At 38.3% G+C, this 25,036-nt stretch carries 34 protein-coding genes; 26 read left to right on the top strand and 8 right to left on the bottom strand.

Translation table 11 applies throughout. The annotated features are described in order from the left end of the window. Nucleotides 1–9 precede the first annotated feature (9 nt). The gene (locus DL92_RS0113575; protein ID WP_026654543.1) at nucleotides 10–1,116 is read left to right on the top strand and encodes a cation diffusion facilitator family transporter; all 1,107 of its coding nucleotides are present in this window, start codon (nucleotides 10–12) and stop codon (nucleotides 1,114–1,116) included. Nucleotides 1,117–1,161: 45 nt separating this feature from the next. Then, nucleotides 1,162–2,328, top strand: a complete 1,167-nt coding sequence (locus DL92_RS0113570) for an iron-containing alcohol dehydrogenase (RefSeq protein ID WP_026668027.1) — start codon at nucleotides 1,162–1,164, stop codon at nucleotides 2,326–2,328. A 148-nt stretch (nucleotides 2,329–2,476) separates the two neighbouring features. Here DL92_RS0113570 and DL92_RS0113565 read toward each other — a convergent pair whose 3' ends face one another. From DL92_RS0113565 to DL92_RS0113555, 3 genes are read right to left on the bottom strand one after another with little or no spacing between them, the layout of a single operon-like run. Further along, nucleotides 2,477–3,295: a hypothetical protein gene (locus tag DL92_RS0113565; protein WP_026668026.1), complete on the bottom strand. Its 819-nt coding sequence runs from the start codon at nucleotides 3,293–3,295 to the stop codon at nucleotides 2,477–2,479. After that, nucleotides 3,289–3,987: an ABC transporter ATP-binding protein gene (locus tag DL92_RS0113560; protein ID WP_026668025.1), complete on the bottom strand. Its 699-nt coding sequence runs from the start codon at nucleotides 3,985–3,987 to the stop codon at nucleotides 3,289–3,291. The genes DL92_RS0113565 and DL92_RS0113560 overlap by 7 nt, the downstream gene beginning before the upstream one ends. Nucleotides 3,988–4,014: 27 nt before the next feature. Further along, complete coding sequence (locus DL92_RS0113555) at nucleotides 4,015–4,383, bottom strand: GntR family transcriptional regulator (RefSeq protein ID WP_026654548.1); 369 nt, start codon at nucleotides 4,381–4,383, stop codon at nucleotides 4,015–4,017. Nucleotides 4,384–4,601: 218 nt separating this feature from the next. On the opposite strand from DL92_RS0113555, the gene DL92_RS0113550 reads away from it, so the two are divergent. The 10 genes from DL92_RS0113550 to DL92_RS0113505 all read left to right on the top strand — a co-directional run bounded on the left by DL92_RS0113550 (nucleotide 4,602) and on the right by DL92_RS0113505 (nucleotide 10,991). Further along, nucleotides 4,602–4,892, top strand: coding sequence for a hypothetical protein (locus DL92_RS0113550; RefSeq protein WP_026668024.1), 291 nt, complete (start codon nucleotides 4,602–4,604; stop codon nucleotides 4,890–4,892). A gap of 161 nt (nucleotides 4,893–5,053) precedes the next feature. Beyond that, a complete protein-coding gene (locus DL92_RS0113545) occupies nucleotides 5,054–5,482 on the top strand; it encodes a Fur family transcriptional regulator (RefSeq protein WP_026668023.1) in 429 nt (142 codons plus the stop codon). Nucleotides 5,483–5,546: 64 nt separating this feature from the next. Beyond that, nucleotides 5,547–5,855 (top strand): hypothetical protein, encoded by a 309-nt coding sequence (locus DL92_RS0113540; protein ID WP_026654550.1) that lies wholly within the window; start codon nucleotides 5,547–5,549, stop codon nucleotides 5,853–5,855. Nucleotides 5,856–6,036: 181 nt separating this feature from the next. Further along, nucleotides 6,037–6,963 carry a TIGR03943 family putative permease subunit gene (locus DL92_RS19390; RefSeq protein WP_051625357.1) on the top strand — a complete coding sequence of 309 codons (927 nt, stop codon included), beginning with the start codon at nucleotides 6,037–6,039 and terminating at the stop codon, nucleotides 6,961–6,963. Between the two features lie 24 nt (nucleotides 6,964–6,987). After that, nucleotides 6,988–8,097: a CobW family GTP-binding protein gene (locus DL92_RS0113530; protein ID WP_026654551.1), complete on the top strand. Its 1,110-nt coding sequence runs from the start codon at nucleotides 6,988–6,990 to the stop codon at nucleotides 8,095–8,097. A gap of 420 nt (nucleotides 8,098–8,517) precedes the next feature. Then, on the top strand, nucleotides 8,518–9,555 hold the full coding sequence (locus DL92_RS0113520; RefSeq protein ID WP_026668022.1) for a virulence RhuM family protein: 1,038 nt from the start codon (nucleotides 8,518–8,520) through the stop codon (nucleotides 9,553–9,555). Nucleotides 9,556–9,600: 45 nt separating this feature from the next. Then, a complete protein-coding gene (locus DL92_RS21880) occupies nucleotides 9,601–9,753 on the top strand; it encodes a hypothetical protein (RefSeq protein WP_330365469.1) in 153 nt (50 codons plus the stop codon). A gap of 5 nt (nucleotides 9,754–9,758) precedes the next feature. Next, complete coding sequence (locus DL92_RS19385; protein WP_051625356.1) at nucleotides 9,759–10,112, top strand: hypothetical protein; 354 nt, start codon at nucleotides 9,759–9,761, stop codon at nucleotides 10,110–10,112. Nucleotides 10,113–10,135: 23 nt separating this feature from the next. Next, entirely contained in the window at nucleotides 10,136–10,498 is a 363-nt protein-coding gene (locus tag DL92_RS0113510) for a VOC family protein (RefSeq protein WP_026668021.1), read from the top strand. Between the two features lies 1 nt (nucleotide 10,499). After that, the gene (locus DL92_RS0113505) at nucleotides 10,500–10,991 is read left to right on the top strand and encodes a CDP-alcohol phosphatidyltransferase family protein (RefSeq protein ID WP_026668020.1); all 492 of its coding nucleotides are present in this window, start codon (nucleotides 10,500–10,502) and stop codon (nucleotides 10,989–10,991) included. A 38-nt stretch (nucleotides 10,992–11,029) separates the two neighbouring features. Here DL92_RS0113505 and DL92_RS0113500 read toward each other — a convergent pair whose 3' ends face one another. From DL92_RS0113500 to DL92_RS0113485, 3 genes are all read right to left on the bottom strand, one after another. Further along, nucleotides 11,030–11,272, bottom strand: coding sequence for a hypothetical protein (locus DL92_RS0113500; RefSeq protein ID WP_026668019.1), 243 nt, complete (start codon nucleotides 11,270–11,272; stop codon nucleotides 11,030–11,032). Between the two features lie 102 nt (nucleotides 11,273–11,374). Continuing rightward, nucleotides 11,375–11,632 carry a hypothetical protein gene (locus tag DL92_RS0113495; protein WP_026668018.1) on the bottom strand — a complete coding sequence of 86 codons (258 nt, stop codon included), beginning with the start codon at nucleotides 11,630–11,632 and terminating at the stop codon, nucleotides 11,375–11,377. Between the two features lie 563 nt (nucleotides 11,633–12,195). Further along, nucleotides 12,196–12,522: a helix-turn-helix domain-containing protein gene (locus DL92_RS0113485; RefSeq protein WP_026654557.1), complete on the bottom strand. Its 327-nt coding sequence runs from the start codon at nucleotides 12,520–12,522 to the stop codon at nucleotides 12,196–12,198. 597 nt (nucleotides 12,523–13,119) lie between these two features. On the opposite strand from DL92_RS0113485, the gene DL92_RS21300 reads away from it, so the two are divergent. The 8 genes from DL92_RS21300 to DL92_RS21665 all read left to right on the top strand — a co-directional run bounded on the left by DL92_RS21300 (nucleotide 13,120) and on the right by DL92_RS21665 (nucleotide 17,123). Then, entirely contained in the window at nucleotides 13,120–14,025 is a 906-nt protein-coding gene (locus DL92_RS21300; RefSeq protein WP_242845867.1) for an MBL fold metallo-hydrolase, read from the top strand. 15 nt (nucleotides 14,026–14,040) lie between these two features. Next, complete coding sequence (locus DL92_RS21295) at nucleotides 14,041–14,688, top strand: YoaK family protein (protein ID WP_026668016.1); 648 nt, start codon at nucleotides 14,041–14,043, stop codon at nucleotides 14,686–14,688. Next, complete coding sequence (locus DL92_RS0113470) at nucleotides 14,688–14,915, top strand: hypothetical protein (protein ID WP_022779824.1); 228 nt, start codon at nucleotides 14,688–14,690, stop codon at nucleotides 14,913–14,915. Before DL92_RS21295 ends, DL92_RS0113470 begins: the two co-directional genes overlap by 1 nt. A 15-nt stretch (nucleotides 14,916–14,930) precedes the next feature. Continuing rightward, the gene (locus DL92_RS0113465) at nucleotides 14,931–15,128 is read left to right on the top strand and encodes a hypothetical protein (protein WP_026654563.1); all 198 of its coding nucleotides are present in this window, start codon (nucleotides 14,931–14,933) and stop codon (nucleotides 15,126–15,128) included. Between the two features lie 207 nt (nucleotides 15,129–15,335). Continuing rightward, nucleotides 15,336–15,692 carry a helix-turn-helix domain-containing protein gene (locus tag DL92_RS19380; RefSeq protein WP_034469250.1) on the top strand — a complete coding sequence of 119 codons (357 nt, stop codon included), beginning with the start codon at nucleotides 15,336–15,338 and terminating at the stop codon, nucleotides 15,690–15,692. A 316-nt stretch (nucleotides 15,693–16,008) separates the two neighbouring features. Further along, on the top strand, nucleotides 16,009–16,728 hold the full coding sequence (locus DL92_RS0113450) for a hypothetical protein (RefSeq protein ID WP_026668014.1): 720 nt from the start codon (nucleotides 16,009–16,011) through the stop codon (nucleotides 16,726–16,728). Between the two features lie 53 nt (nucleotides 16,729–16,781). Next, entirely contained in the window at nucleotides 16,782–16,949 is a 168-nt protein-coding gene (locus DL92_RS21110; RefSeq protein WP_155841167.1) for a hypothetical protein, read from the top strand. A gap of 45 nt (nucleotides 16,950–16,994) precedes the next feature. Then, a complete protein-coding gene (locus DL92_RS21665) occupies nucleotides 16,995–17,123 on the top strand; it encodes a hypothetical protein (RefSeq protein WP_256379972.1) in 129 nt (42 codons plus the stop codon). Nucleotides 17,124–17,258: 135 nt separating this feature from the next. On the opposite strand, the gene pdxT is transcribed toward DL92_RS21665, so the two are convergent. Together pdxT and pdxS are read right to left on the bottom strand one after the other, a co-directional pair. Then, nucleotides 17,259–17,828, bottom strand: a complete 570-nt coding sequence (gene pdxT / locus DL92_RS0113435) for a pyridoxal 5'-phosphate synthase glutaminase subunit PdxT (protein WP_026668013.1) — start codon at nucleotides 17,826–17,828, stop codon at nucleotides 17,259–17,261. 1 nt (nucleotide 17,829) lies between these two features. Then, nucleotides 17,830–18,705: a pyridoxal 5'-phosphate synthase lyase subunit PdxS gene (gene pdxS, locus DL92_RS0113430; protein ID WP_026654569.1), complete on the bottom strand. Its 876-nt coding sequence runs from the start codon at nucleotides 18,703–18,705 to the stop codon at nucleotides 17,830–17,832. Nucleotides 18,706–18,787: 82 nt separating this feature from the next. On the opposite strand from pdxS, the gene pdxR reads away from it, so the two are divergent. From pdxR to DL92_RS0113400, 6 genes are all read left to right on the top strand, one after another. After that, a complete protein-coding gene (gene pdxR, locus DL92_RS0113425; protein WP_197027264.1) occupies nucleotides 18,788–19,867 on the top strand; it encodes a MocR-like pyridoxine biosynthesis transcription factor PdxR in 1,080 nt (359 codons plus the stop codon). Nucleotides 19,868–20,172: 305 nt separating this feature from the next. After that, the gene (locus DL92_RS0113420; RefSeq protein ID WP_026668011.1) at nucleotides 20,173–20,583 is read left to right on the top strand and encodes a relaxase/mobilization nuclease domain-containing protein; all 411 of its coding nucleotides are present in this window, start codon (nucleotides 20,173–20,175) and stop codon (nucleotides 20,581–20,583) included. Beyond that, the gene (locus tag DL92_RS21105; protein ID WP_155841165.1) at nucleotides 20,562–20,726 is read left to right on the top strand and encodes a hypothetical protein; all 165 of its coding nucleotides are present in this window, start codon (nucleotides 20,562–20,564) and stop codon (nucleotides 20,724–20,726) included. The genes DL92_RS0113420 and DL92_RS21105 overlap by 22 nt, the downstream gene beginning before the upstream one ends. 306 nt (nucleotides 20,727–21,032) lie before the next feature. After that, the gene (locus DL92_RS0113410; RefSeq protein WP_026668010.1) at nucleotides 21,033–22,094 is read left to right on the top strand and encodes an SIR2 family protein; all 1,062 of its coding nucleotides are present in this window, start codon (nucleotides 21,033–21,035) and stop codon (nucleotides 22,092–22,094) included. 24 nt (nucleotides 22,095–22,118) lie between these two features. Continuing rightward, a complete protein-coding gene (locus DL92_RS0113405) occupies nucleotides 22,119–23,852 on the top strand; it encodes an ATP-binding protein (protein WP_026668009.1) in 1,734 nt (577 codons plus the stop codon). Nucleotides 23,853–24,205: 353 nt separating this feature from the next. Beyond that, nucleotides 24,206–24,910: a hypothetical protein gene (locus DL92_RS0113400; protein WP_026668008.1), complete on the top strand. Its 705-nt coding sequence runs from the start codon at nucleotides 24,206–24,208 to the stop codon at nucleotides 24,908–24,910. The last annotated feature ends 126 nt before the right edge of the window (nucleotides 24,911–25,036 follow it).

Here is a 25,036-nt window from a genome sequence, read left to right as displayed (position 1 = left end):
GCATCTAAAATGGATAGGACTAAAAGTATTGTAAGGACAAGTATTATAGGAATTGCGGCAAATATTTTGCTGTCGGTGTTTAAGGCATTTGTGGGAGTATTGTCACATTCGGTTGCGATAACGATGGATGCCGTCAATAATCTGAGTGATGCTTTTTCGTCGGTTATAACGATTGTGGGAGCGAAACTTTCGGCAAGAGAGCCCGACAGGAAGCACCCTTACGGCTACGGAAGGATAGAGTATCTTTCGGCGATGGTGATTGGAATTATTATTCTGTACGCCGGAATTACTTCTTTTACCGAGTCTGTAACTAAGATAATTCATCCTGAGACGCCTGACTACGGGACGCCTGCACTTGTTATCGTGTCGGCTGCGATCGTTGTGAAGATCGTGCTTGGATTATATACCAAGAAGATGGGAGAGAAGGTTGATTCGGATTCGCTTGTCGCATCGGGAAAAGATGCGCTCAATGATTCTATTATCTCGGCAGCTACGCTCATTGCGGCGATTATCTTTATCACAACGGGATTTAGTATTGAAGCGTACATCGGAGTTGTGATCTCTTTTATCATTATAAAGACGGGATTTGAGACGCTTCGCGATACCGTGAGCATGACTCTCGGAGAGAGGATTACGCCTGAACTTACAAAGAAGGTAAAGTCCAGTATAAACGAGCTTGAAGAAGTTAGAGGAGTGTACGATCTTATTATTCACAATTACGGCTCCGAGAAGCTTATAGGCTCAGCGCATGTGGAGATTCCCGATACGCTTTCCGCTGTTGAGATCGATGCGCTCGACAGGGTTATCGCCAAGAAAGTGTTCATCGATACGGGAATTATGATGGGGGGAATATCTGTTTATTCAACAAATACAAGTGATTCTGTCGCTGTAGAGGCGCACAAGAAGATTTCGGCACTTGTCAGCGATTACGATGAAGCTTTGCAGATTCACGGCTTTTACATGAATCACAAGACAAAAGAGATACGATTCGACCTTGTTATCGATATAGAGGCGAAGAATAAGAGAGAAGTTCTTTCCAAGGTTTCAAAGCGTGTTGAGGAGATGTACCCCGAGTATGTTGTGGAAGTCCTTATGGACTATAATTTCTCGGATTAAAAGGCAAGAATAAAACATTTTTTTCTAAGACAAGGAGGGTTACTTATGCTCAATTATGTTCACGAGATTCCGACGAAGCTTTATTTTGGCAAAGGGCAGATCAGTCATCTTGATGAGATCCTAAGATCTCTCGGGAAAAAAGTTCTTTTGACCTATGGCGGAGGTTCTATCAAGAAGATGGGGCTTTACGACACTGTGATCGACATTCTCAAAAAAGGCGGATTTGAAGTTACGGAATTATCCGGAATTGAGCCGAATCCGCGTATTGAATCCGTTGAAGAGGGCGTTAGGCTCTGCAAGGAGAACAATATTGATGTGATTCTTGCTGTTGGAGGAGGAAGCACGATCGATTGCTCCAAAGCGATTGCTGCCGGAGTATTCTATGACGGCGACTTATGGGATATGGTTGCGTCTTATCATGGCACGTTAAAGGCGCTTCCGCTAGTCGATATCCTTACGCTTAGTGCGACGGGATCTGAGTATGATGGTGGCGGTGTTATAACCAATCTTAAGACTCATGAAAAGATTGGAAACAGTTATACATATCCTTACGCATCTATCTGCGATCCGACTTATACCTTCTCGGTTTCAAAATACCAGACGGCATCGGGAACTGCGGATATAATGAGCCATATTTTCGAAGGATATTTCTCGCGTACCGAGGACAGCGACCTTTCGGATCATATTGCCGAGGGGGTTCTTAAGACTGCAATTAAATATCTTCCCGTTGCTCTAAAAGAACCTGACAATTACACGGCTCGTGCAAATCTTATGGCTATTTCATCGGTTGCCTGCTCAGGCATTCCGCAGTATGGAAAGCAGGATACAGGCTGGCCGTGTCATGCTATGGAACACGAATTGTCGGCATTCTATGACATCACACACGGAATCGGCCTTGCAATACTTACTCCGCGCTGGATGCGCTTTATATTGGAAAAAGATCCTTCATGTACCTGGAGATTTGTTCGCTTTGCAAAGAATGTGTGGGGGCTTGACGGTGATGATGAAAAAGCTCTTGCAATCGCGGGAATTGAAAAACTCGAAGAATTTTTTGCACAGTCGGGTATTCCCAAAAATCTTACCGAGCTTAAGATAACCGACGAACACTTCGAGGAGATGGCCGCGCACGCAAATTACGGAAATTACTTAAAGGATGCTTTTGTTGCGCTTACGAATGAAGATATTGTCGAGATATATAAGGCTTGTCTGTAAGAGCTGATTTAAATATTTTGATTTTAAATAGCGTGTAAAAAAAGAACAAAGAGTCTTTATCGGGACTCCTTGTTCTTTTTTCAAAAAAGGTGTAGCCAATAAATTAGCTACACCGACATAATCTTTCGAATATGGAATTATTGTATGATTACTCGAGATTGAGATTCTTTTCGGTAATCTTTATAGTTGCAACATAGAAGCCTATAAAAAGAATGATCGCGCTGATAATGTTAGCCGGACAAAATATATCGTCATAGCTCCACCACCAGGTGTCTTTTTTTATTTGATGCATGTTCATGTTGTAAAAAAAGAGGGACATTGAAGCTATAGCAATTCCAATATAGCTAAGTATAGTGCCCTTTAGCTTGTGATTGTGGCATAGTTGTCCGATGCTGAGACAAAAGAAAAAGGCCATAATCTGAACGAAGATTTCGAATATAATAAAGGATATAAGAATATAAAACATTATAAGGTCGGCTGCATAGCCACTTGCGGCGAGCTCTTTATAATAAGGATCATATAACCTTTCGGCAAGATTAAATCCAAAGATCCCGATTGATAGCGATGGAACAACAAAAATCAAAGCCCATATGAATGTGACCAGTATTTTTGAATTCACTATTTCCGTTATTTTTGCCGGAAGAGTAAATGACAGATATGCTTGTGGTTGGTATATCGTTTTGTAATAGTATCTGATCATATATATTGCTGCAAGTGTAGCTAAAACCGGAATTAATAAAAAGGCCATTACCATAAATTTTTCCGAGTTATAATAAAGAGGAGGTAAATTATCACTGTGAACCGTATATCTTCCCGATTCCAATATTTCTGTCTGATCGTGATATAATTTTTCTCCTATAAAATTGGCAATTACTATTATGATACTCAGTAAAAATGTAAATAATGTTATCCCTGTCATTACAGGTCTTGTTCTTTTTAAGTCATAAGCTATAAGTTTCTTTAACATCTGTATACCTCCCTGAATAATGCATCAACCGATTTGCCGTTTTCGGCTCTTATGTCATCGATGGATTTAAAAAGTTTGATACTGCCGTTTTGCAAGAAAATTGCTTCGTCCAGCACAGGCTCCACATCGCTGATCAGGTGAGTAGCGATAATAAGGGAAGCGGACGGTTCAAAATTACTTATGATAGTACGCAATATATAATCTCTGGCAGCAGGATCTACGCCTGCGATAGGCTCGTCGAGAATGTAGAGCTTAGCCCTGCGGCTCATTACGAGCATAAGCTGGACTTTTTCTTTGTTTCCCTTTGAAAGAATCTTGAGCTTACTCTTTGGATCTATATTGAGACTTGAAAGCATCTCTTCAGCTCTTTTCTCGTCAAAATCATCATAGAAATATTTAAACATGTCGATAGCGGATCCGACTGTCATAGATTCATCAAGATAGGTCTTGTCAGGAAGATAAGACACGATAGCTTTACTTTCCGGACCGACCGGATTGCCGTCAACAAGAACAGAACCGCCTGTTGGTTGCAATAAACCGCATATTATCTTTATAAGCGTTGTCTTTCCGCTTCCGTTTGGGCCTAGAAGTCCGATAATATGCCCGGGCTCAATTGAAAGATTTATATCATTCAGAGCCGTTTTTTTACCATATGTTTTGTGTAGCCCCTGTATTTCTAACAGATTACTCATACTTTTCTCCTTCTGTAAACGTATTTATCAATTCTTTTTGTCTGTGTACTGTTTTACCAGTTTTAAGATTTCTTCTTTGGTGAATCCGAGTTTTTCCATGCTTTTGAAGAAATTTTCTATCTGTACATCAACAAGTGATATTCTCATATTTTTAATCATGTTGTCATCCTCCGTAATAAAACGACCGCTTGTCCTTTCTGAGTGAACAAGTCCCGTAGCTTCAAGATCACTGAGCGCCTTTTGCATCGTGTTTGGATTGACACCGGCTTCAGCGGCAAGGTCGCGAACACTTGGCAGTTTATCACCGGGTTTGTATAAACCTGAAATAATATCAGTCTGTAGATGATCAATAATCTGGACAAAGATAGGAGCGTCCGAATTAAGATTCCATGGCATAGTGAGTCTTCCTTTCTGAAAAAATATATTGTATTACTGTACTAGATGTATAATACAATAATACAGTAACCCGAATGAGGGTATTTGTCAACGTTTTTTATTGAATAGTATATTTTTTTGAAATTTACTATTTCGCGAGCCAAATGTTTTGATTTCTTTTATATGATGCAATGTGGTATTATCAAGGAGATAATTTGTAATAACGGAGGGAAAACAATATGGGAATTAATTCAATAGATGCAGAAGACGATCAGTTTGCATATCGTTACGATACACAGCTTCTTATAGACAGACGAGATAAGGATCTCGACGAGGATGAGATAGCTGATTATATTACAGAGAATTTTGAGGGCAACAGCCTGATCGCGGCAGGAGATGAGGATCTTGTAAAGATTCATTTTCATACAAACGAGCCGTGGAAGATTCTTGAGTATTGCAACAGTGTAGGTGAAATCTACGATATCGTTGTTGAAGATATGATAAGACAGGCCAACGGGCAGCAGGGATAAGATTGCGGAAGAATTGATTATTGTACTGTTTCATACATAATTAGCAATATACTGCACAATTTGAATGAAGATGAGCAAGACAGTACACCAATAAACACAGGTCGAAAGTTTTATTGATGAATAGCAATGATGGCTACTTAAATGATTTCCGGGAGAGCAGTGTGAAGAGCGAATATAAGACTAAACCAAGAAATCTTATCATAGAATATCTGAAGGATAATGCGGATACAAGATTTACGGCAAGGGACATACTTAATGCCGTTAAGGGTAAAGGTGACGGTTTGGACAGATCTACTGTTTACCGCAATCTTGAGAGACTTAGTAAGGAAGGCAAGCTTGTCAAATACAAGGAAGCCGATGTAAATGCTACATGCTATCAGTACTCTGAAGATCACGAGTCATGCTGTGAACACATGCACGCCCAGTGCTCGGTGTGCGGGAAGATTTTTCATCTTGATAATAAGATATTTAAGAGCGCAGCCAAAAAGATGATGGATGAATATGGAATTGAGATTGATTACGGGAAGAGCGTGATCATGTGTATTTGTGATGAATGCAGAAACGTAGGGATGTCAGAACATGAAGTTTAAGAATGCATGACTTGGCACTTTCGGTATATTGCATATGAAATTGAAAAATCGAAGGATTATAAATATGAAAAACGCATTATCTTGGCTGTTAATTTTGTTAAATGCGATTAGCTGCCTATGCCTTACTTATAGCAGTTATTTGTTTCTTTTCGGAGGCACTATAGTTGATGCACCAAATGCAATGCTGCCGATGGAAAGATGGGAAAGAGGAGGTTGGCTACTTACTATTGAAATGATTCCGCTAATAATAGCAAACATCTTAGGTTATGGATATATTCAATTTGGAAATAAGAAAAACAGAATGCTTATCTTCATTCCCTCTGTTATCTGCATGATTTTAGTAGCATGCTTTTGGGGGAGGGGAATAATATAACTTCAAATTTGCACGAATTACCTCTGAACTCAAAATGAGCTCGGGGGTTCTTTTTTTGTAAAAAATTGAGAGTGCCAAATTAAGTGTGTAAGTTTTTACAGCGGCGTATCATATTGACACGCCGTGTATTATAGAATTATAATGATTTGCAATTGTGTTGCATATTTAAAAAGGAGCGGGAATGGAAACAGCGGTACATATTTTTGCCGGGTTCCTTGATAGCGGGAAGACCACTGCTTTGCAAGGAACTTTATTAAGAAAAGAAGATGTCGCAAAACGTTCTGTAGTCATATGCACAGAAGAAGGCGAGGAAGAGTACGATATTGATGCTCTTAAAGATAGGGGGACAAGCCTTGTCACTATTGAAGAAGAGGATGAACTGACTGAAGAGTTCCTTGATGAGATCCAGAATGTTCATGATCCGGAAGTCGTATATATCGAATTTAACGGAATGTGGGATCTTAAGGCATTTGTGAAAAAAGACCTGCCAAAAGGTTGGTATCTTTCAAATGTTTTCAGTCTTGTAGATGCGAACACTTATGATATGTACCTGATGAACATGCGTCAGACTATCATGAATCCGCTTAGCGTTTCGGATGTTATTCTTTTTAACAGATGCGGTGAGAGTTTCAAAAAGAGTGACGTAAGGCGTTCAATAAAAATACTGAACAATTTGGCTGAGGTTTATTTTACAAAGCCGGACGGAAGTATAGATTTTGCAAATGAAGAGTTCTCAGTTCCTGAAAAAGACGGAGTTCTTGATGTTACCGACAAGTTCTTTTGCCCATGGTTTATTGACTGCATAGAAGATACCGACAAATACTATGGGAAAACGGTCAGGTTCACGGCCCTCATAACAGGCGGAAACGGACTTGGAAGTAATCAGTTTTATGCGGGGCGTTATGCTGCTATATGTTGTGCGGAAGATGCGCAGTATATCGGATTTGTGGCAAAGTATGACGGTGAGATTCCAAAAAACGGCGACTGGGTGGTACTTGAAGCAAGGATTGCCAAGGGGCAGAGAGCGGACAATAAGCTTGTTATTCTTTTGGTTGTAAATAAACTTACCAAGATAGAAGCACCGGAAGATAGATTTTTATATTTTTGAATAAAAAAAGAATGGAGAAATGGAATGTCAAAGAGAGAAGTACCTATAGTTGTTATCACAGGATATCTGGGATCGGGCAAGACAACCCTGATGCAGAATATTCTTAAGCAGGAAAAGAGAAAGATCGCGCTTATCGTAAACGACATGGGAAGCGTTAATATAGATGCGTCGATACTTAATAAATCGGGAAACAAGCTTCTTCAGGTTGAGATGGTTGAGATGCAGAACGGATGCATCTGCTGTACTTTGAAGGATGAGTTTATGGCTGAGATAGAGCGATTGTCCGCAGATAAGTCAATTGAGGCTATATTTGTTGAGGCGTCCGGAATCAGTGAGCCCTCATCAATTGCGGGTGCGTTCATAAATTACGAAGAGATGACTCCTGATACAAGAGTATATCTTAAGGCCGTTGTTTCGGTGGTCGATGTAGACAGGATATATCGCGAGTTCCTTCACAATCTTACTTCAGAGGAAGAGAACGACGACGGAGACATCATCAACCTCATCATGGATCAGATTGAATTTTGTAATCTGATGATACTTAATAAGACAGATCTTTTGACCGAAAGCGAGCTTTCAGAGGTAAAAGCGGGACTTCGCAACATTCAGCAGGAGGCGGAGATGATAACTGCCGTGCACGGCGACGTTGACCTTGATGTTATCCTTAACAGACCTGACCTTGATTATGAAGAGGTAGAGGCCTACAGTGCAGTGCAGAAGGCGCTCAACAACTGCGAACATGACGATGAGAAAGCGTGCGTCGATGAGTACGGAATTTCTTCATTTGTTTTTGAGGAAAAGAAACCTTTTAACCGTGAGGCTTTCAACAAGCTTGTAATGGACTATCCCGAGACGCTCATAAGAACCAAAGGCTACATCTGGTTCAGCGATGACTGGGATCACATCCAGCTCTTTGAGCAGGCCGGAAGAAACGCTTCCATAACCGAAATGTCCGAGTGGGTATCCGCTTGGCCTGAAGAAGAACTCGCACCTGTATTAAAAGACTTCCCCGATCTTACTGATGACTGGGATGAAGTGTACGGTGACAGAGGCAACCAGGTCGTGTTCATCGGCAAAGGGTATGAGAAGGCAGAGATTGTGAAGCTTTTGTATGATTGTATAGATGAGAAGTAAAGATGAGTGGAGCAGCTATTCGAGGGGATAGCTGCTTTTTTCAATTAATATATTCTATATTTTGTATATTAAAAAGAAAATGAAAGTATGTTGTATCGCACATTTGTACGCGTCTCAGGGCACTGAGTGTGGTATAATCATAAGTATTCATTGATGAAAGAGGGGTTACAAAAATATGATTACCGGAGATTTAAAAAATAAAATTGATAAAATATGGGAAACTTTTTGGACGGGCGGAATTACCAATCCGCTCGATGTCATAAAGTAGATAAAATGCTTGTGAAAATACCTGAACTAGAATATCAGGAAGAATATATTATTTTTGTAGAACAAGTCGACAAATCAAAAGTTACAGTACAGAAATCATTGGATGAAACAAGGAAATTATTTGATAGTTTAATGCAGGAGTATTTTGGATAAATGGCAAGAAAAAGAGAATTACCTATAACTTCATCTGCGGCTGAGTATCTTACTTATATTGCATCTACGGGAGATATTCCCGAGAGTTTTGAAATGCGATATGAGGATGAAAATATTTGGCTTACTCAAAAGATGATGGCTTCGCTTTATGAAGTTGATGTTAGAACAATAAATGCTCATATACAGAAGATATATAGCGATGATGAGCTGAGTAAGGAGGCAACTATCCGAAATTTTCGGATAGTTCAAACTGAAGGAAACAGGCAGGTTCAGAGAGAGATTGCTCATTATAACTTGCAATTAATTATTGCTGTTGGTTTTAAAGTGAATAATGACAGAGCGGTACGTTTTCGTAAATGGGCTGGACAGATTGTAAAAGATTATACGATTCAGGGCTGGACAATGGACTCTGAACGTCTGAAAAACGGTCATAAATTTACAGATGAATTTTTTGAAAGACAGTTACAGCAGATTCGTGAAATAAGGTTATCTGAAAGAAAATTCTATCAGAAGGTAACTGATATATATGCGACAGCTTTTGATTATGATAAAGATGCCAAAACTACGCAGCTCTTTTTTAAAACTGTTCAAAATAAGATGCACTATGCAGTTCATAGGCATACAGCAGCTGAATTGATCGTTGAGCGAGCAAATGCAGAAAATGAGCATATGGGGCTTACTACTTGGGGGAATGCTCCAGATGGAAAAATACTTAAAGCTGACGTTACAATAGCCAAAAATTATTTATCTGAAGAAGAAATGAATTATCTGGAACGTATCGTATCTATGTATTTGGATTATGCAGAATTACAAGCACAGAGACGTATTCCTATGAGCATGGAAGACTGGGCTGAACGACTAGATGGTTTTTTGGAATTCAACGGAAATGAGATCTTGATTGGACCGGGGAAGATTAGTGCTGAACAAGCAAAACTTCATGCTGAAACCGAATATGAAAAATATAGGATAATTCAAGATCGATTGTTTCAAAGTGATTTTGATAGATTTTTGGAATTGGAAAATCAACTTGATAATTGAGAAATATGGCTGAAGGATGCTGGTACAAAGGAGTGATGTACCGGTATGGAAACAAAAGTTGTTACAATATTAAATGAGATGGCTGAATATCTTTCTTTGGCACAGATGAAGAAATTACAAGAGGTATTACTTAATGCTTTTTCTTTTGCCAGTGCAGAGAAAATGAAGAAACAAAGAGTATTCTCACATTATTTGTAGGAATCATGTTTGGGGGCAATAGAGCTATTAATGCCGTTAATAAGATTGCGGGACAGGTCGCAAAACAGGTTGCAAAGAAACTACCTCAGAAAGCATTAACTAAGGGGATAGTATATCCCATAGTAAAGAAAGTAGCAACACTATTAGGGGTACAGATGACCAAGGAAGTATTTGCAAGAGGCGTGTCAAAAGTTGTTCCGGTTGTTGGTGCTGTAGTTTCTGGAGGACTTACTTTTGCTACGTTTAAGCCTATGTCTGAAAAACTCAGGAAATATCTGGCATCTTGTAAAGTGGCGGATGTTGAATATTATAAGCAATTGGATAATGAAGTGATAATTGATACTGAGATTGAAGAGTAAAGAATTAAGCAAAAGGAAACTCTATGAAACTTAAAAACATTCTGATAGTTGTTAAAGATATAGAAAAATCCCGAAAGTTTTATCATGATCTTTTGGGGCTTGAGATGATTCTTGATAATGATGGGAATATGATTTTGTCGGAAGGATTGGTTCTTCAGGAAGAGAAATATTGGAAAGAGTTTCTCGGAAAAGAAATCATTCAGAAAAACAATTCCTGCGAGCTCTATTTTGAAGAAGCTGATATTGAAGGTTTTGTTGAAAGGCTTGAAAGATATTATCCGGAAGTGCAATATGTCAACAGACTTATGACGCACAGCTGGGGGCAGAAGGTCATACGCTTCTATGATCCGGACGGAAATCTGATTGAAGTGGGGACACCGATGTAAGATGGCAAATATCATAACCTGTATCAGAATAGTGCTCAGCGTTGCTTTGTTGTTTTGTCCGACGTTGTCTTCGGCGTTTTATGCCGTGTATATAGCTGCCGGATTCTCAGATATGATCGATGGTGCGGTGGCAAGGAAAACATGTACCGTTAGCGAATTGGGATCAAGATTGGATACGATTGCAGATATTGTTTTTACTGTGGTTTGTTTGATAAAGATTCTTCCTGTGTTGAAGGTTACGCTATGGATTTATGCATGGATTTTAGCCATAGCACTAATAAAACTGATTAATATAGTCATAGGGTACATCAAGCAAAAAGAGTTTGTGGCTGTACATTCTGTGATAAATAAAGTTACCGGAGGTTTATTGTTCGTACTTCCGTTGACACTTGCATTTGTAAATTTTAGAATTAGCGCAGCATTTGCTTGTTTGGTTGCAACAATAGCGGCTGTTTATGAAGGGTACCTGATTCAGGTAGGTCGGACAGCTTAGCGGCAAATTCATATTGTCTTAGGTAGATATTTATCTGCTCATTTTCGTTTTTTGTCTCTAACAAAAACTATAATTGCAGAAATTATAGCGGAAATAGCGGCGATTACCGGTAATCCTACAAACCACATAAGTGTAAGAACAGGTACCGGATGTCCGAGCGTTTGTGGATGAGCGACATGTTCTATTATTAAAACGTCAAGACTTACTGCAAGGAAAAACGTGATTGCTACACCTATGACAGTACCTATAATAATTTTAAAAACTTTGCTAATTCCATTCATGATGATTCATCCTCTAGAACTTATTATAACGGGAAAAGAATGGGAAAAACAGCGGAAAACAGGCGAATTTATGCTTTCCGCTGTTTTTTGCGATTGAACTTTTTATTTTTCAACTGATCCCTGACCTATAAGAATTCCTACACGCAGTGCTTCTTCAGATTCTTCTCTGGAAATAGCATCGTACATGCCAAGAAGAGTCACAAGAGTATCACACTGATCTAAAGTAAGCCCCCTCCTGAAAGCAGCGAAGAGACTGTTGGCGGCTGAAACTTTCTGTCTGTATTCTTCTGAGCATAAGTAGGAATCCATAGCTTCATCATAGGATTCAGTAATATTCCGGTTTGTGACGGTTACATCCATTTTTGCATCCTCCTGTCGTGTTTTTAATATGTCGATTCAATAAGTTAATATTGGAAAGATATATTAAATCCATCTTCGGAGGCGCTTTTATTGTGTGTTCCCTTTAAATATACATCCCGGATATTTGAGCTGTTATTCTCGTAGAAGGATAACAGAGAACTTATAAACGGGATGAGATTAAGTGCTGTTGTTCTTGCCCGGGAAACAAGAAATCTACTAGAACTGAGGCATTTCCTGATGAATCTTTTGATAGTGGAAAAAATTTGTGATCTAAAAGAGTGCATAGTACCACGGATCACACCGGCCAGAATAGCGGCAACTTGGCAAATAGTTTTTTTGCAAGAATCTATTGCGGGCTTAATGATCCTGTGAAGGGCTCGGATTGCTTCTGACAGATCGAGTTGCTTTATGCTGATTTCTTTGGTAACAGTTGTGTCGATAATACCATTGCTGTCATTGAATTCTAAGTGTCCATCCATCATCTATAGTCTCACCTCTTTTCCCGGATAGATTTTTTGTTACCAATTTCATACAAGGTTATGCTGCTATAAATATGTCGACAGTTATGGGGTAACTCCCATTATTGCATTTACTAAATCGGCTTTCTGTTTTGGTGTCCAGTACTTGGCATTTCGTGCGATGGCACGTTGAGTCCGGTAAAATTCCAGCTCGGAATCATTTTCTTCTGTGCTGATTCCAAGTAGGTATCCGGCGTCTACATGAAGGGCAGTAGCAAGGCTTGCTATAACAGGCCCTTTCGGAATACGATCTCCGCTGATATATCGGGACATTGATACATAAGTTATTCCGACTTTGTCGGCAAGCTCTTTCTGTGTGAGTCCGTTTTGCTTCAATAAATCAGAGATACGCGTTCCTAATTCGTTGCTCATAGTTTACATCCTCTCTAATTTTAGATTTACGCTACGTCGTTGTGAGATACGACGTAGTCATCATGCGACATTTCACAAAAGAAAGTGAAAGTTCTTTTACCAAAAGTATAATACGAATTACCGTTTGTGTCAATGAGAGTTATTAATGGAAAATGGTAGATAAAGGATAAATCAAGGTTTTGCTAAAAGGTAAATGGGATGAATTGTTTCCAAATGTATAATTTGTGCCGGCTATTGAAGGTGCTGTTGTTTAATGAAAAGTTGTCGGTTCCACAGGTGACTTGTGTTATTCTAGTAGTAATTGGAATTGCGGGATTTAAGATTTTTGAAAAAGCAATTTGATTCGTAGGATTTGGAAGATGTAAAAGATGGGTCAAAGATGGATTGAAACAGCGGGAAGTGGTGAATCTATGATTTTTGCTGTCGAAAATAAGGTATGTGTTTAAATTATTACAGCGGATAATACTTTTTTATAAAATTCGCTGTTGAAAAGCAAATTTTCGCCTTATTTATTGCAGCGTGAAATGAAAGTTTTAATATTTCGCTGTGTTTTTTTAATGGAGTTTATGATTGTTGTATGAAAGGTGACGAGGGAGCATGATGATTGGTGAAAAAACGGTAATAAAGCGATTGGCCATGATAATCTTGATAACAGGTCTTATATTTACAGGATGTGGGCAGGCGGCCCAAAAAGGCGCGGATGTCAGCACTGAAGAGTCGAATGTCAGCACTGAAGAGTCGAATGTCAGCACTGGAGAGTCGAATGTCAGCACCGGAGAGGCGGATGCCAACATTGGAGAGTTGGATGCAAACGTCGAAAAGACGGCTGCAAATATTGAAGAAACGAGTGAACAGAGCGCGAGTGTAGAAAAAACGAAGGAAGAGGACATGGCGGCGACATTACTTTACCAGGGACATGGTAGTGTAAGAATCGTTACGAGTGAAGGAAAAGTAATCTATATAGATCCGTTTATGGGGGAGGGCTATGACCTTCCGGCAGACCTTATACTCATGACACATGGACATTACGATCATACGAAGGAAGATCTGATTGCCGGTAAGAATGAAGGTTGCACTGTCATTAAATGGTCGGATGCTCTCAAAGATGGTGAGTATCAGACTTATGGTCTTGGCTTTGTATCCATTGAGACGGTGGAAGCCGGATATAACAAGAATCACGATGTTTCGGAATGCGTCGGGTTTATACTTACATTTTCAGATGGCGTTAAGGTATATTTTTCCGGCGATACATCAACGACACCTTCTATGGCAGGATTTAAAGAAAAGGAACTTGATTATGCTTTTTTATGCTGCGACGGAGTCTATAATATGGATGTTTCTGAAGCTTCAGAGTGCGCAAAGGCTATAGGTGCTAAGCATACAATACCTTACCACATGGAGCCGGCAAAAGATAAAAGCGGTTTTGACATGAGTGTTGCTGAGAGTTTTGATGCACCCGGGAAGATAATACTTAAACCGGGAGAAGAGCTTGTTCTGGAATAGAGAAAGAGGAGAAATATGCAAACATCGGAAAGTTTTCGACTAAGTGCGCTGTTATCTTTTTCAGGGGGATTGCAGGATGCGTACACATATAATGTAAGAGAGAGGGTTTTTGCAAATGCCCAGACCGGTAATGTTGTTTTGATGAGTCAAAACTTCATGCAGGGGAATTATATGCAGGGATTTCAATATATGTGCCCGCTTCTTTCATTTGCCCTTGGGATATTTGTGGCAGAAAGGATAGAAAACAGATACAAGAACGCAGAGAAGCTTCATTGGAGACAGATCATTATCATAATTGAGATGATAGCTCTTTTTGCTGTCGGATTTCTTCCGGCGAAGTTGAACATGATAGCGAATATGATTGTCTCTTTTTCCTGTGCTATGCAGGTGCAGACATTTAGAAAAGTTCATGGGTTCGGCTATGCGAGTACGATGTGCATAGGGAACTTAAGAAGCGGTACGGAAAGCTTTTCGCAGTATATGAGGACGAAAGATAAAGCTATGCTGTTTAAGTCGCTTCATTTCTTTGGTATTATCCTTGTTTTTGCCATTGGAGCCGGATTCGGCGGAGTGATCTCTGCGTCGCTCGGGATAAAGACGATATGGATATCCGGCGGTTTATTGTTGGCTGTATTTCTGATGATGTTAAAAGGAAGGTGCTGATGGAAAGAAAATCTATTCTGATCAAGGACACAACAAAAGAAGAGAGGGAACAGATAGTAAAGAATTCCCTCGATTGTGGCGGAGGCTGCGAAAACTGTTCATCTTGCTGGCTTGGTGGCGGAAGTCCGTGGGACATTTATCAGGACTATATTGATGGCAAGAAAGAAATTCGTGAGATAAACATGGAGTATATGGAGAAGTATCGCCAGGATAGGCAGATTCATTGAGAGGATTTTTGAATTATGGGAAATGCACCGGAGATAAAAGACTCTACGGTTGAAGAACGAAGAGCATATATAAAAGAGAGATTCCCTTGCATTGCAGACTGCGATATGTGCGGGCTCTGCAAAGTGTTCCATGGGAAAGACGCTGAGACGGCGTATGCAGATTATATTAATGGGGATAGGGATTTTGCAGAAGTGTCGGGGGATTATAGATGAGAATAAAGAGAAGGTGATTCTTATGAATAATATACCTAAGGCACAGGATCTCAGCGACATCGTGGAATACAAAAAAAGTTGAAGAACCATTGGGGGAATGAAAGTGTGGATTTTAGCAACCCAATTTATCAACCACGAGTTTATAGTCAGAGAATTTTTTTGAGGTTAAAATAGTAGTGAAGATTAGTGTAAAAGGGACATTTTTTGATGAATGATGGATATAGCATAATAATCGAAGTTATTGAAAAAATTAGAGCTAGGCACACATTGAGACAATTGGATTACATTGTGAGCTGGGAAGAACCTGACAGGGCAAAGGGACTGGATTTGGATGCTACAAAGAAAAGAGTGTGCGAATTGATAAAAGCAAAGGGCTTAAAGGACAAAGTCATTGCCGAGAAGTTGGGAATAACGCCACAGGCAGTAAACAAGTGGAGGCATAAAGGGACTTTTTTTGTGCTTGAAAACCTGTATGTTCTCAGCGGTCTTTTGGGTGTAAGTGTTGATGAGCTGTTAGTTCCGATAGCTGTTAGAACATGGAACGTTTTGATAGAGGTAAGATAGAGTTTAATAATCGGAGATATTGACGTTGGATCTTTTTTCGACATATTCAAATGGAGATGCGTACGGAAATCAAAAGCTTTATATCGTAGATACTACAACTAAAAAATATGAAGAAGCAAGGGACTTATACTGAGGATCTATCCGGAAAGGCGGGGAGGTCCTTTTTGATGCGTTATCAACCACGAGTTAACTGACAACAGCATTGTGATGGAATACTATGGTTATAGAAATATCTATTCAGTAATAATGGCTGTTCGTGGGGAAAAGATAAATACTGGTACGAAATATAGATTAAGAAAAAGTAGGAGAGATTAAGATGCAATGTGACAGGAGTATTAGGGAATATGTTGACGACTATATAAAATATTACCCGGAGCGTTGGCAATGGAGATTGAAAAATAGTAACGAGCAAAATGAATTATATATTGCAACTCGGGCGCGAAGAAGTAAAGAGATATATCAAAACAATGATCTGCTTCCGGATTTTTATTCTATCGAGCGTGATGCAGCCCAGTTTGGATTAAGGTCTGTTGAATGGACGGATTTCTTTGGCCTTATTTGGGAGGGAAAGAAAGGAATTCATGCCTATGTTGGGGCTCCGAATTATAAGGGGAGTTTATATTATTATGAGTCTGATGACGAATATGATGAACCGGGGTATAGGATTTCCGAATATTATGATGCCTACAAGCAGCAACCACCAATTGATGTATATACTCATATAACAACGCGTGGAATTAATCGTTGGATTGACACTATAAACGTTGTAGACATTAGATACAGTTATATTGTGGAGAATCATTTGTTCAAGGATACACACATAGATCTGATATATAGTGGGGGAGAGGAACTGACGGTTTATTCCGAATATACTGATTTGATAAAAGGGTTGTTAAAGCATGGAAAAAAATCACTTGTTAGGAAAGTTTTCAAAGCCATGAACGAGCATTTTAATAAGCTACGTGATTCTGACAGAGAGGAGGAACGGGAATTTTATCCGGGAAAGACTGCTGAAGAATTTTTTTGTGGAGACTAAGGAAATATAAAAAGCACAGAAGGAAAAATCAAGTGGTAAGAGGAATTTATTAAATGGGAGAGAATATCCGAGTGAGCGATAATTTATTTGTTTTACCTGTAGATATGGAGGGAAGATCCGTAGATGATATTGCCAGGGAGGCAGCAGAAAGAATTGTTGAAATCTGTGATCGGGTTGGACGAGAGCGCGAAGCAAGTAAGAAAAATAATGGAGATGTTTGAGGGTGCAAATTGTTATTTCAAAGACGGAGGTGTAAGTGGTAAAGCATGAATGAGAAAAAGCAACTAATAGAGTATGCTATTCAGGATATTGTTGAAATGATCTCGAAAGATCAGAACGTAGAATATGACGAGGCTATGAACTTCTTTTATGAATCAGAGGTTTTTGATAAGTAATGAGATAAAAAATGTAAATCAATCTATAGGCAATATAACTATAAATTTACTGCCATTGCCAGGTTCACACTTCACTGTTATAGTGCTGTAGTGAGCCTGGACGATGGCTTTTGTTATTCTTGGGTGGCAAAGTAGTTATTGGTTGGCAACCATATCACAAAAATATTTATGAATATGTAGAGAGTCATTAAGCTCAGGATGAAATGCAGTTACTAGTTGATTTCCTTGTCTTGCGGCAACTATGTGACCATCAACTGTAGCAAGTGGTCTTGCTTTTTCTGAAACAGCTTTGATGTAAGGAGCTCTGATAAATGTCATAGGAACAGTACCAATTCTCTCAAAATCAGCCTCAGTGTAAAAGCTTCCAAGCTGTCTGCCATAGGCATTTCTTTCAGCTACGATATCCATAGTCTGTAAGTAACTGCGGTCATCATTATTTATTTTACCTGCTAAAAGTAGCAATCCTGCGCAGGTGCCAAATACAGGTAGTCCGTTTTCAATCATTTTCTTTAATGGCTCAAAAAGTCCTAGTTCCTTAAGGAGCTTTCCCTGCACGGTACTTTCTCCGCCGGGAATAATTAAGCCATCAAGATCTTTTTCCAAATCTTTTTGTTGTCGGATTTCTATAGTGGACACACCAAGCTTTGAAAGTATTTTTTCGTGTTCTATAAAGGCTCCCTGTAGGGCAAGTACAGCGATGTTCATCTTATTTACCCCTTTCAGCCATAAGCAAATCAATTTCCTGTTCGTTAATTCCCACCATTGCTTCACCTAAATCTTCTGATAGTTCTGCAAGCATTTTTGCATCTGTAAAATTGGTGACTGCTTTAACAATTGCGGCTGCTCGTTTTGCAGGATCTCCTGATTTGAAAATACCAGAGCCTACAAAGACTCCTTCGGCACCAAGCTGCATCATAAGTGCTGCATCTGCAGGAGTAGCTACGCCACCGGCTGCAAAATTTACAACAGGAAGTTTGCCATTTTCATGAACGTATTGAACAAGCTCGTAAGGGACTGCCAATTCTTTTGCAGTATTGAAAAGCTCATCCTTTGACATTGAACTGATACGTCTGATTTCAGATTGCATTAAGCGCATATGCCTGACAGCTTGAACGATGTCACCTGTTCCCGGTTCACCTTTTGTGCGAATCATTGATGCACCTTCATTTATTCTGCGAAGGGCCTCACCTAAATCCTTGGCACCGCATACGAATGGTACATCAAATTTTGTTTTATCAATGTGATATTTATCGTCGGCAGGAGACAAAACTTCTGATTCATCGATGTAATCTATTTCAATAGCCTGAAGAATTTGGGCTTCTGCGAAATGTCCGATACGGCATTTTGCCATTACAGGAATTGAAACTGCATCCTGAATACCTTTTATCATTTTAGGATCACTCATACGGGAAACGCCACCGGCTGCGCGAATATCAGCAGGGATTCTTTCTAGTGCCATTACAGCGCAGGCACCAGCAGCTTCGGCAATTTTGGCCTGTTCTGGAGTAGTTACATCCATGATGACTCCACCCTTTAACATCTGTGCGAGATTCTTGTTTAATTCATAACGATTATTCAACATTTTATTTTTCCTCCTTGATTGTTGAGAAAATTATAGATTATAATTGCATATATTAAATGCCCGGTTTGGAGAAAAAATATATATGCAAAATTCAAATAAAGCCTCAAACGATAATAAAATGCCCCAATACATACGTATTTACGATATATTAAAAAAGAATATAATTTCTGGAGATTATCCATACGGAACCAGGATCCCATCCAGAAAAACAATGGCAGATGAAATGCATGTTAGTGTAATAACCATAAAGCATGCCTATGAGCTGCTATGCGATGAGGGGTATCTTGAACCCAAGGAGAGAAGCGGATACTATGTGATTTTTCGAAAGGAGGATGGCTTTGTATCCACAGCAAAAATCTTAAGCCATGAAAGCCATACTTATCAGAGAACTACCTATGCATTTCCCTTTTCAGTATTAACGAAAACTATGAGAAAAGTAGTGAATGATTATGGCGAGGCCATACTGGAAAGGCCAGCAAATAAAGGGTGCGAAGAAACCAGAGAAGCTATAAGAAAATATCTGGCTAGAAATAGAAATATACATGTGGATATAAGCCAGATAATCATAGGCTCTGGTGCAGAATATTTATACAACCTCATCGTCGGATTGTTTGGCAAGGACACAGTTTTTGCGCTGGAGTCCCCATCCTATAAAAAAATAGAGCAGGTCTATAGAATGTCTGGGGTTACCTGCCAGATGCTGCCACTTGAAGAAAATGGTATAGCAAGCTCGGCACTGCGAACCACTACAGCATCGGTATTACATATTTCTCCTTACAGAAGTTTTCCATCAGGGGTAACTGCGTCCGCATCTAAAAAATATGAATATATCAGGTGGGCCGCACAAGGTGAGCGCTACATAATTGAGGATGATTTTGAATCAGAATTTTCTATATCAAGCAAGCCTGAGGAAACTATGTTTGCTATTTCTGACAGAGACAATGTCATATACATGAATTCATTTTCCCAAACCATTTCTCCTTCACTTCGTGCTGCCTATATGGTGTTGCCAAAGCATTTGACGGAGGTATTTGATGAAAGGCTTGGATTTTATTCCTGCACAGTTCCTACATACGAGCAGCTTGTGATAGCTCAGCTCATCAATAGTGGTGACTTTGAAAGACATATTAATCGAGTCAGAAGGAGCAAGAGGAAGGCATAAAAAGTGCCAATTTACTGCCTGTCGGAGGTTATAATCCACTAAAATGTCGTTGGTTTTGCTGTATGGTTGTGTGGTATCTTCTGTATTCTTTCAATTATATTTAAGATGATTCCATGTGCGATCTTCTTTGCGGCGATACTGATAGTTATGTTTGCGTGTTTGTTCGCGGCAGCCAATATTCAGCTTTTCTTAGAATCAGCTCACAGAGTATTAAAAAGAGTATAAAACTAAATAAATGATATAGACCAAGGGACAGTTTTTCCAAAACGGAAGAGCTGTCCCTGTCTTTTTGAAAGGAGAAGAATATGGCGGCAACAAGGCTTATGGCTCTTCATCAGATCAGGGGCAGAACCATCGCAGAGAGCTTAAAGGAGCGAATGGATTATACAGAAAATGATCTTAAGACCGAGGAGAAAAAGTATATTTCAACTTATGGCTGTGATATCGAAACTGCGGATGAAGAGTTTTTGCTTTCTCAATCGCAGTACCACAACAGCGTTAGAGATGTCAGGAGAAAAGAAATAATCGCTTACCAGATCAGACAGTCATTTAAGCCCAGGGAGGTAACGCCGGAGAAAGCAAATGAGATTGGATACGAGCTTGCCATGAGGTTCACCAAGGGGAAATATGCATTCACGGTCTGTACTCATACGGACAAAGCCCATATGAGTTTGTTGGTTACTGGGAGATTCCGGTGCATATTATTGGGCCTATAACAGATATTGATGCGATGGCAAAATTGAAGGAAAGCCAGATAACAGATGATGAATGTGGTGCCTTACTAAAAGAGTGGAATGAAAAACGTGTAAGAATCGATTGGCTCAGGCTTTCAGATTATTTGGATAATAATTCAGATTGAATGTTGAATTGATTTACGCTTAAAGATACTATGATGTGATTGTGGCATCACGGTATCTTTTGTTTTATAATAAAATGTATTAAATTTCGTAAGCGTTAATTATAAAAGAACGAAGAAAAATGCGTCTATAAGAGTAGTTCCCCAAACAATTTTTAATTAGATAATAACGTACAATAAATTTTGTTGAAGTCAAATATAGATTTTTAAAGAAGTTATGGGCAATAAGAATAACTTCGTAGATGTTTAGACTATTGCAGTGTGACTGAAACAACCATAAATAAGGAAAAAACGGGAGGAAAAGCAGTTATGGATTATCGAAAAATCACGTGTGATAGTGATGAATTTAATGATGCCGTTATTACTATAAAAAATAATGTTTTATCAAAAAATAATATGCCGAAACTTATTGTTGGTACTGGATTATCGGCATCATATGGTATTCCTGGAATGTGGAAATTATCTGAAGAACTTAAGGCAAAACTTGGGGTTCATAATGATGATGATATAAAGTGTGCCTGGATTAGAAGAGAGAAGGATATCAATGATAATGGTTTAGAAGAAGGCCTTAAGACTCTGTCACCAGATGAACAGAAACTCATTGATGAAATACGTAGAGTTACTGCGGACTTTATTCTACGTGAAGAGTGGCCACGGTTATTTGATATATATCAAGAATCAAGTGGATTTGAGAAACTACTTATCTATTTAAAGTCTACGGTAAGTGTTAATCATGGATTAATTGATATCATGACTCCAAACTACGACAGAGTAATAGAAACATTGTGCGATAAGTGTGGAATACAGGTTATTACAGGTTTTTCAGGGGAGATATTTCAAAAATTCGAGCCTCTAAGATTGAAAAAACCAAGTGATTATTACGCAGGCCATAATTGTTGCGTAAGATTGTTTAAACCGCATGGGTCAATAAATTGGATTCGTAATGATAATGGAGAAATGCTTATTAATGATTATGATTATTTATCGAAACACAGTGACGATATTGAGATAATAGCTCCGGGAAGTTCAAAATACGAAGCGGGAATGATAAATAATACATTTAGAATTATGCGTGAAGACTTCAATGAGCTTATATCTGAAATGAATAGGCCATATTCTTTGTTGATTTATGGATATGGATTCAATGATACACATTTTAATACTGTTTTATTTCAGAATACTAAGAAAAACGTATTGATTCTTTCGAAAGATATAAAAGAAGAGGTTTTGGAAAAGGCTAAAAATAATCATATGGTTACTGCCTTCTTTCAAAAAGATTCTATAGATTTCATGATCTATAAAGGAGAACAAATCGAAATAGATAAGAGTCTATGGAATATGGATGTCTTTGCTGATGTGGTTTTAGGATAATGCTTGAAAATTTGGAGGAGAATAATGAAAAAACTAACAGAGTGTTTAATAACTACGATTGGAAAAGTCGTTAATGTTGATACAAAGAAAATAACGGTTGAGGTTGGAGAAGAAGACGTCCTTAACCGCCTCAAAATAAACGACATGATTGTTATGGAGGGTAATAATGCTGATGAGAAACTAATAGGTATTATTACTAAAGTTACAAAAAAAAGAATTGATAGTTTTGAAGATGATGAGAATCTTGAAGATGAAATTTCTTCTGTAAATTTATGTAATGTGACTTTGATAGGAACCTTTTTTATTAAATTGGGCGCAAATAGAAATAATATTTTTAAAAGGGCGATTAATACATATCCAGAAATAAACAGCAATGCGTATCTTGCTGAAGGCGATGCGTTAGCAATAATAATGAATTCTCTTGATAATCAGTCAGCAGATACAGAAGAAAAGTTGGTTATTGGAAAGTATGCTAGCAATAGCGATGTTGCAGCAATTATAGATGGCAATAGATTTTTCCAGAGGCATGCTTGTATTGTTGGGAGCACGGGTAGTGGAAAATCTTTTACTGTGGCTAATATATTGGAAAAGGCAAATAAGCTACCGTATACCAATATTGTTGTCTATGATTTGCACGGAGAATATACACAGTTAAGCTATGCCGAACAAATTAAGATTACTGATGAAAAGGGAGGACTTCATATTCCACTTTGGTTTTTTAATTATGAGGAAATTCATTCGCTTTTTATTGAATCTTCTGAAGGAACTTCTACAAATCAGAGAGCTGCGGTTATTGATTATATTTTAAAAAGTAAGAAACAATATATTGAAAATAATATGTCGGGAATATCTTCAGAGATAGTTACTGCGGATACGCCTGTTCCTTTTTCTGCGCATGAATTAAAAAAATATTTAGAAAACGAAGATTTACGCGAAGATGAAACGGGAGAGGTTTATAAAACAGGAGATAATAAGGGACAACCAAAGACAAAAAAGGGGCAATACAATGGTAAACTTACTAATCTCATTATGAGGCTTCAAACAAAAATGGACGACAAGAAATATGGTTTCGTTTTTGATGAAGTAGATACACAAAAAGATTCATATTTAAAGACTTTTGCTGATCGAATAATAGGCTCTGGTTCTGGGAAAAAAGTAAAAGTGATTGATTTATCTGAGGTTCCAGCTGATATGCTGCCTATTGTGATAGGCATTGTTACAAGGATTATTTATGACATCCAATTTTGGATGAGCCCTGGAAGTGACCAAACAAGGCACCCTTTGGCAATTGTTTGTGATGAAGCACATATATACATGGCGAACGATACATCAAAGATGAAGGCTGTAGAAAAGAAATCTCTAGAAATATTTGAAAAAATATCGAAAGAAGGACGAAAGTATGGCGTGGCCCTTGTGATTGTCTCTCAGAGACCTGCTGAATTAAATACTACTATTATTTCGCAATGCAATAATATTATAAGTCTTAAAATTACAAATGATCGCGATAAGTCGGCCGTTTCAGCAATGTTAACTGATTCATTGGTTGGGATCGTGGATACGTTACCCAATTTAGATGTGGGTGAGTGCATAGCTGTAGGTGATGCGATCAAGCTGCCAGTTAAAATTTTGCTTGATAAACCACAAGAAGAACCAATTAGTTCTACAATAAATTTTTGGGATAGATGGAATGATAGTAAAGATACGGTTTTTGATATTGATGGTGCAATAAAAAATATGATTAAGCAGTCAAGAAAGTAAGTATAATTGCATTTTTTCAAGATGGATACAGGAAGCTGTGGAATGCAGGGGCTGAGATTGATATTGCTTCGGGGGAGATAAATATTGAAGAGCAGTATGAATATCATCTTTTTTTCGTAATATTATAGCACCAAAAGCAAAAAGCTTAATTATTGTATGATTTAATTATTTAGGAAGGTGAGTCTTCGTTGACAGGATAGGCGAGTAATGCATAAATTTTTCTATAATGTAGACATCAAGATATTTTTGCATTCTATTAAGGCGGTTAGGAGAAGAAAATCAACTGTATGCTAATTTTTATGGAAGGGATTCTCGTTGAAACAAATTAAAATAATTACTACAGAGGTGATGTTATGGAATTAAAGTTGGATAAAATAACTTCTATGATGGACGAATGTGAACCATTATTATCAGTAATGGGAGATGTTTCTATCACTTGTAGTGGATTATTAAATCCAGTCGCGGGGGCCGCATTGAGCGTAGGCAGAAGTTTTTTTCAAGAGTATTCAACTTATAAACTTAAGATGTTTTTAGTAGGATTGAGCAAAGGGAATAACGTAGAAACAACAATCAATCAAATATATAGTTACGTGAATTCAGGTCAAAATAAAGCATACCAAATGGGGAACGTGATGAAAAAGGTGATATTGGCTGAATCAAAAAGATCATGTGTGATTATGGGAATAATGGTTGCAAAATATCTTAATAATAACACTGATTTTACGATAGGAGATCTAATTGTTTGTAGAGCTTTAGAGAATGCAAATGATTTTGATTTAGTAAATTTTAAACATTTAATGTCTGAATGCGTGAAGTCTCAAAGAGATGGAAGGCGAAAAATTATTTATGATTCGAAAGATGAAAATAGAATAATAGATTATGATATGACATGTGCTTGGGGAGTGAGTGGTAGACTGTTTATAGAGGATGTTCAAGAATCATCTGGGATTAGTTTTGAACTAAATGAAGAAGGCGCTACTAGATATTATGTAGAATATCCAGCAGATATTTTATTAAGCGCTTTGGACGAAGCAAAGCAAATAGATAATTACAGTTGAATGAGGTGGTGGCTTATATACAACTAAAGGAAAGATATTTAAACTGATTAGGGAGGGAATTCATCGTCGCTTTATATGATGAAGATGTGAGAGCGTAATGTTACTGACAATAGATCAAATAAAAGC

The organism is Butyrivibrio sp. AE2005 (assembly GCF_000686965.1).
Taxonomy (GTDB): domain Bacteria; phylum Bacillota; class Clostridia; order Lachnospirales; family Lachnospiraceae; genus Butyrivibrio; species Butyrivibrio hungatei_A.
Note: the sequence above shows the minus strand (reverse complement) of the source record. Positions and strands in the feature narration are given on the sequence as shown.

Excerpts from the sequence above, each read along its gene's own strand:
- DL92_RS0113410 (WP_026668010.1), top strand. The coding sequence starts at position 21,033 with ATGGATTATCGAAAAATCACGTGTGATAGTGATGAATTTAATGATGCC.
- DL92_RS19380 (WP_034469250.1), top strand. The coding sequence starts at position 15,336 with ATGAATGATGGATATAGCATAATAATCGAAGTTATTGAAAAAATTAGA.
- DL92_RS0113450 (WP_026668014.1), top strand. The coding sequence starts at position 16,009 with ATGCAATGTGACAGGAGTATTAGGGAATATGTTGACGACTATATAAAA.
- pdxR (WP_197027264.1), top strand. The coding sequence starts at position 18,788 with ATGCAAAATTCAAATAAAGCCTCAAACGATAATAAAATGCCCCAATAC.
- DL92_RS0113565 (WP_026668026.1), bottom strand. The coding sequence starts at position 3,295 with ATGTTAAAGAAACTTATAGCTTATGACTTAAAAAGAACAAGACCTGTA.
- DL92_RS0113575 (WP_026654543.1), top strand. The coding sequence starts at position 10 with ATGGATAGGACTAAAAGTATTGTAAGGACAAGTATTATAGGAATTGCG.
- DL92_RS19390 (WP_051625357.1), top strand. The coding sequence starts at position 6,037 with ATGGAAACAGCGGTACATATTTTTGCCGGGTTCCTTGATAGCGGGAAG.
- DL92_RS0113495 (WP_026668018.1), bottom strand. The coding sequence starts at position 11,632 with ATGGATGTAACCGTCACAAACCGGAATATTACTGAATCCTATGATGAA.
- DL92_RS0113500 (WP_026668019.1), bottom strand. The coding sequence starts at position 11,272 with ATGAATGGAATTAGCAAAGTTTTTAAAATTATTATAGGTACTGTCATA.
- DL92_RS0113555 (WP_026654548.1), bottom strand. The coding sequence starts at position 4,383 with ATGCCATGGAATCTTAATTCGGACGCTCCTATCTTTGTCCAGATTATT.
- DL92_RS0113405 (WP_026668009.1), top strand. The coding sequence starts at position 22,119 with ATGAAAAAACTAACAGAGTGTTTAATAACTACGATTGGAAAAGTCGTT.
- DL92_RS19385 (WP_051625356.1), top strand. The coding sequence starts at position 9,759 with ATGTTTGGGGGCAATAGAGCTATTAATGCCGTTAATAAGATTGCGGGA.
- DL92_RS0113465 (WP_026654563.1), top strand. The coding sequence starts at position 14,931 with ATGGGAAATGCACCGGAGATAAAAGACTCTACGGTTGAAGAACGAAGA.
- DL92_RS21110 (WP_155841167.1), top strand. The coding sequence starts at position 16,782 with ATGGGAGAGAATATCCGAGTGAGCGATAATTTATTTGTTTTACCTGTA.
- DL92_RS0113400 (WP_026668008.1), top strand. The coding sequence starts at position 24,206 with ATGGAATTAAAGTTGGATAAAATAACTTCTATGATGGACGAATGTGAA.
- DL92_RS0113530 (WP_026654551.1), top strand. The coding sequence starts at position 6,988 with ATGTCAAAGAGAGAAGTACCTATAGTTGTTATCACAGGATATCTGGGA.
- DL92_RS0113550 (WP_026668024.1), top strand. The coding sequence starts at position 4,602 with ATGGGAATTAATTCAATAGATGCAGAAGACGATCAGTTTGCATATCGT.
- DL92_RS0113485 (WP_026654557.1), bottom strand. The coding sequence starts at position 12,522 with ATGAGCAACGAATTAGGAACGCGTATCTCTGATTTATTGAAGCAAAAC.
- pdxT (WP_026668013.1), bottom strand. The coding sequence starts at position 17,828 with ATGAACATCGCTGTACTTGCCCTACAGGGAGCCTTTATAGAACACGAA.
- DL92_RS0113540 (WP_026654550.1), top strand. The coding sequence starts at position 5,547 with ATGAAAAACGCATTATCTTGGCTGTTAATTTTGTTAAATGCGATTAGC.
- DL92_RS21295 (WP_026668016.1), top strand. The coding sequence starts at position 14,041 with ATGCAAACATCGGAAAGTTTTCGACTAAGTGCGCTGTTATCTTTTTCA.
- DL92_RS21300 (WP_242845867.1), top strand. The coding sequence starts at position 13,120 with ATGATGATTGGTGAAAAAACGGTAATAAAGCGATTGGCCATGATAATC.
- DL92_RS0113470 (WP_022779824.1), top strand. The coding sequence starts at position 14,688 with ATGGAAAGAAAATCTATTCTGATCAAGGACACAACAAAAGAAGAGAGG.
- DL92_RS0113570 (WP_026668027.1), top strand. The coding sequence starts at position 1,162 with ATGCTCAATTATGTTCACGAGATTCCGACGAAGCTTTATTTTGGCAAA.
- DL92_RS0113520 (WP_026668022.1), top strand. The coding sequence starts at position 8,518 with ATGGCAAGAAAAAGAGAATTACCTATAACTTCATCTGCGGCTGAGTAT.
- DL92_RS21665 (WP_256379972.1), top strand. The coding sequence starts at position 16,995 with ATGAATGAGAAAAAGCAACTAATAGAGTATGCTATTCAGGATATTGTT.
- DL92_RS0113510 (WP_026668021.1), top strand. The coding sequence starts at position 10,136 with ATGAAACTTAAAAACATTCTGATAGTTGTTAAAGATATAGAAAAATCC.
- DL92_RS0113560 (WP_026668025.1), bottom strand. The coding sequence starts at position 3,987 with ATGAGTAATCTGTTAGAAATACAGGGGCTACACAAAACATATGGTAAA.
- DL92_RS0113420 (WP_026668011.1), top strand. The coding sequence starts at position 20,173 with ATGGCGGCAACAAGGCTTATGGCTCTTCATCAGATCAGGGGCAGAACC.
- DL92_RS21880 (WP_330365469.1), top strand. The coding sequence starts at position 9,601 with ATGGAAACAAAAGTTGTTACAATATTAAATGAGATGGCTGAATATCTT.
- pdxS (WP_026654569.1), bottom strand. The coding sequence starts at position 18,705 with ATGTTGAATAATCGTTATGAATTAAACAAGAATCTCGCACAGATGTTA.
- DL92_RS0113505 (WP_026668020.1), top strand. The coding sequence starts at position 10,500 with ATGGCAAATATCATAACCTGTATCAGAATAGTGCTCAGCGTTGCTTTG.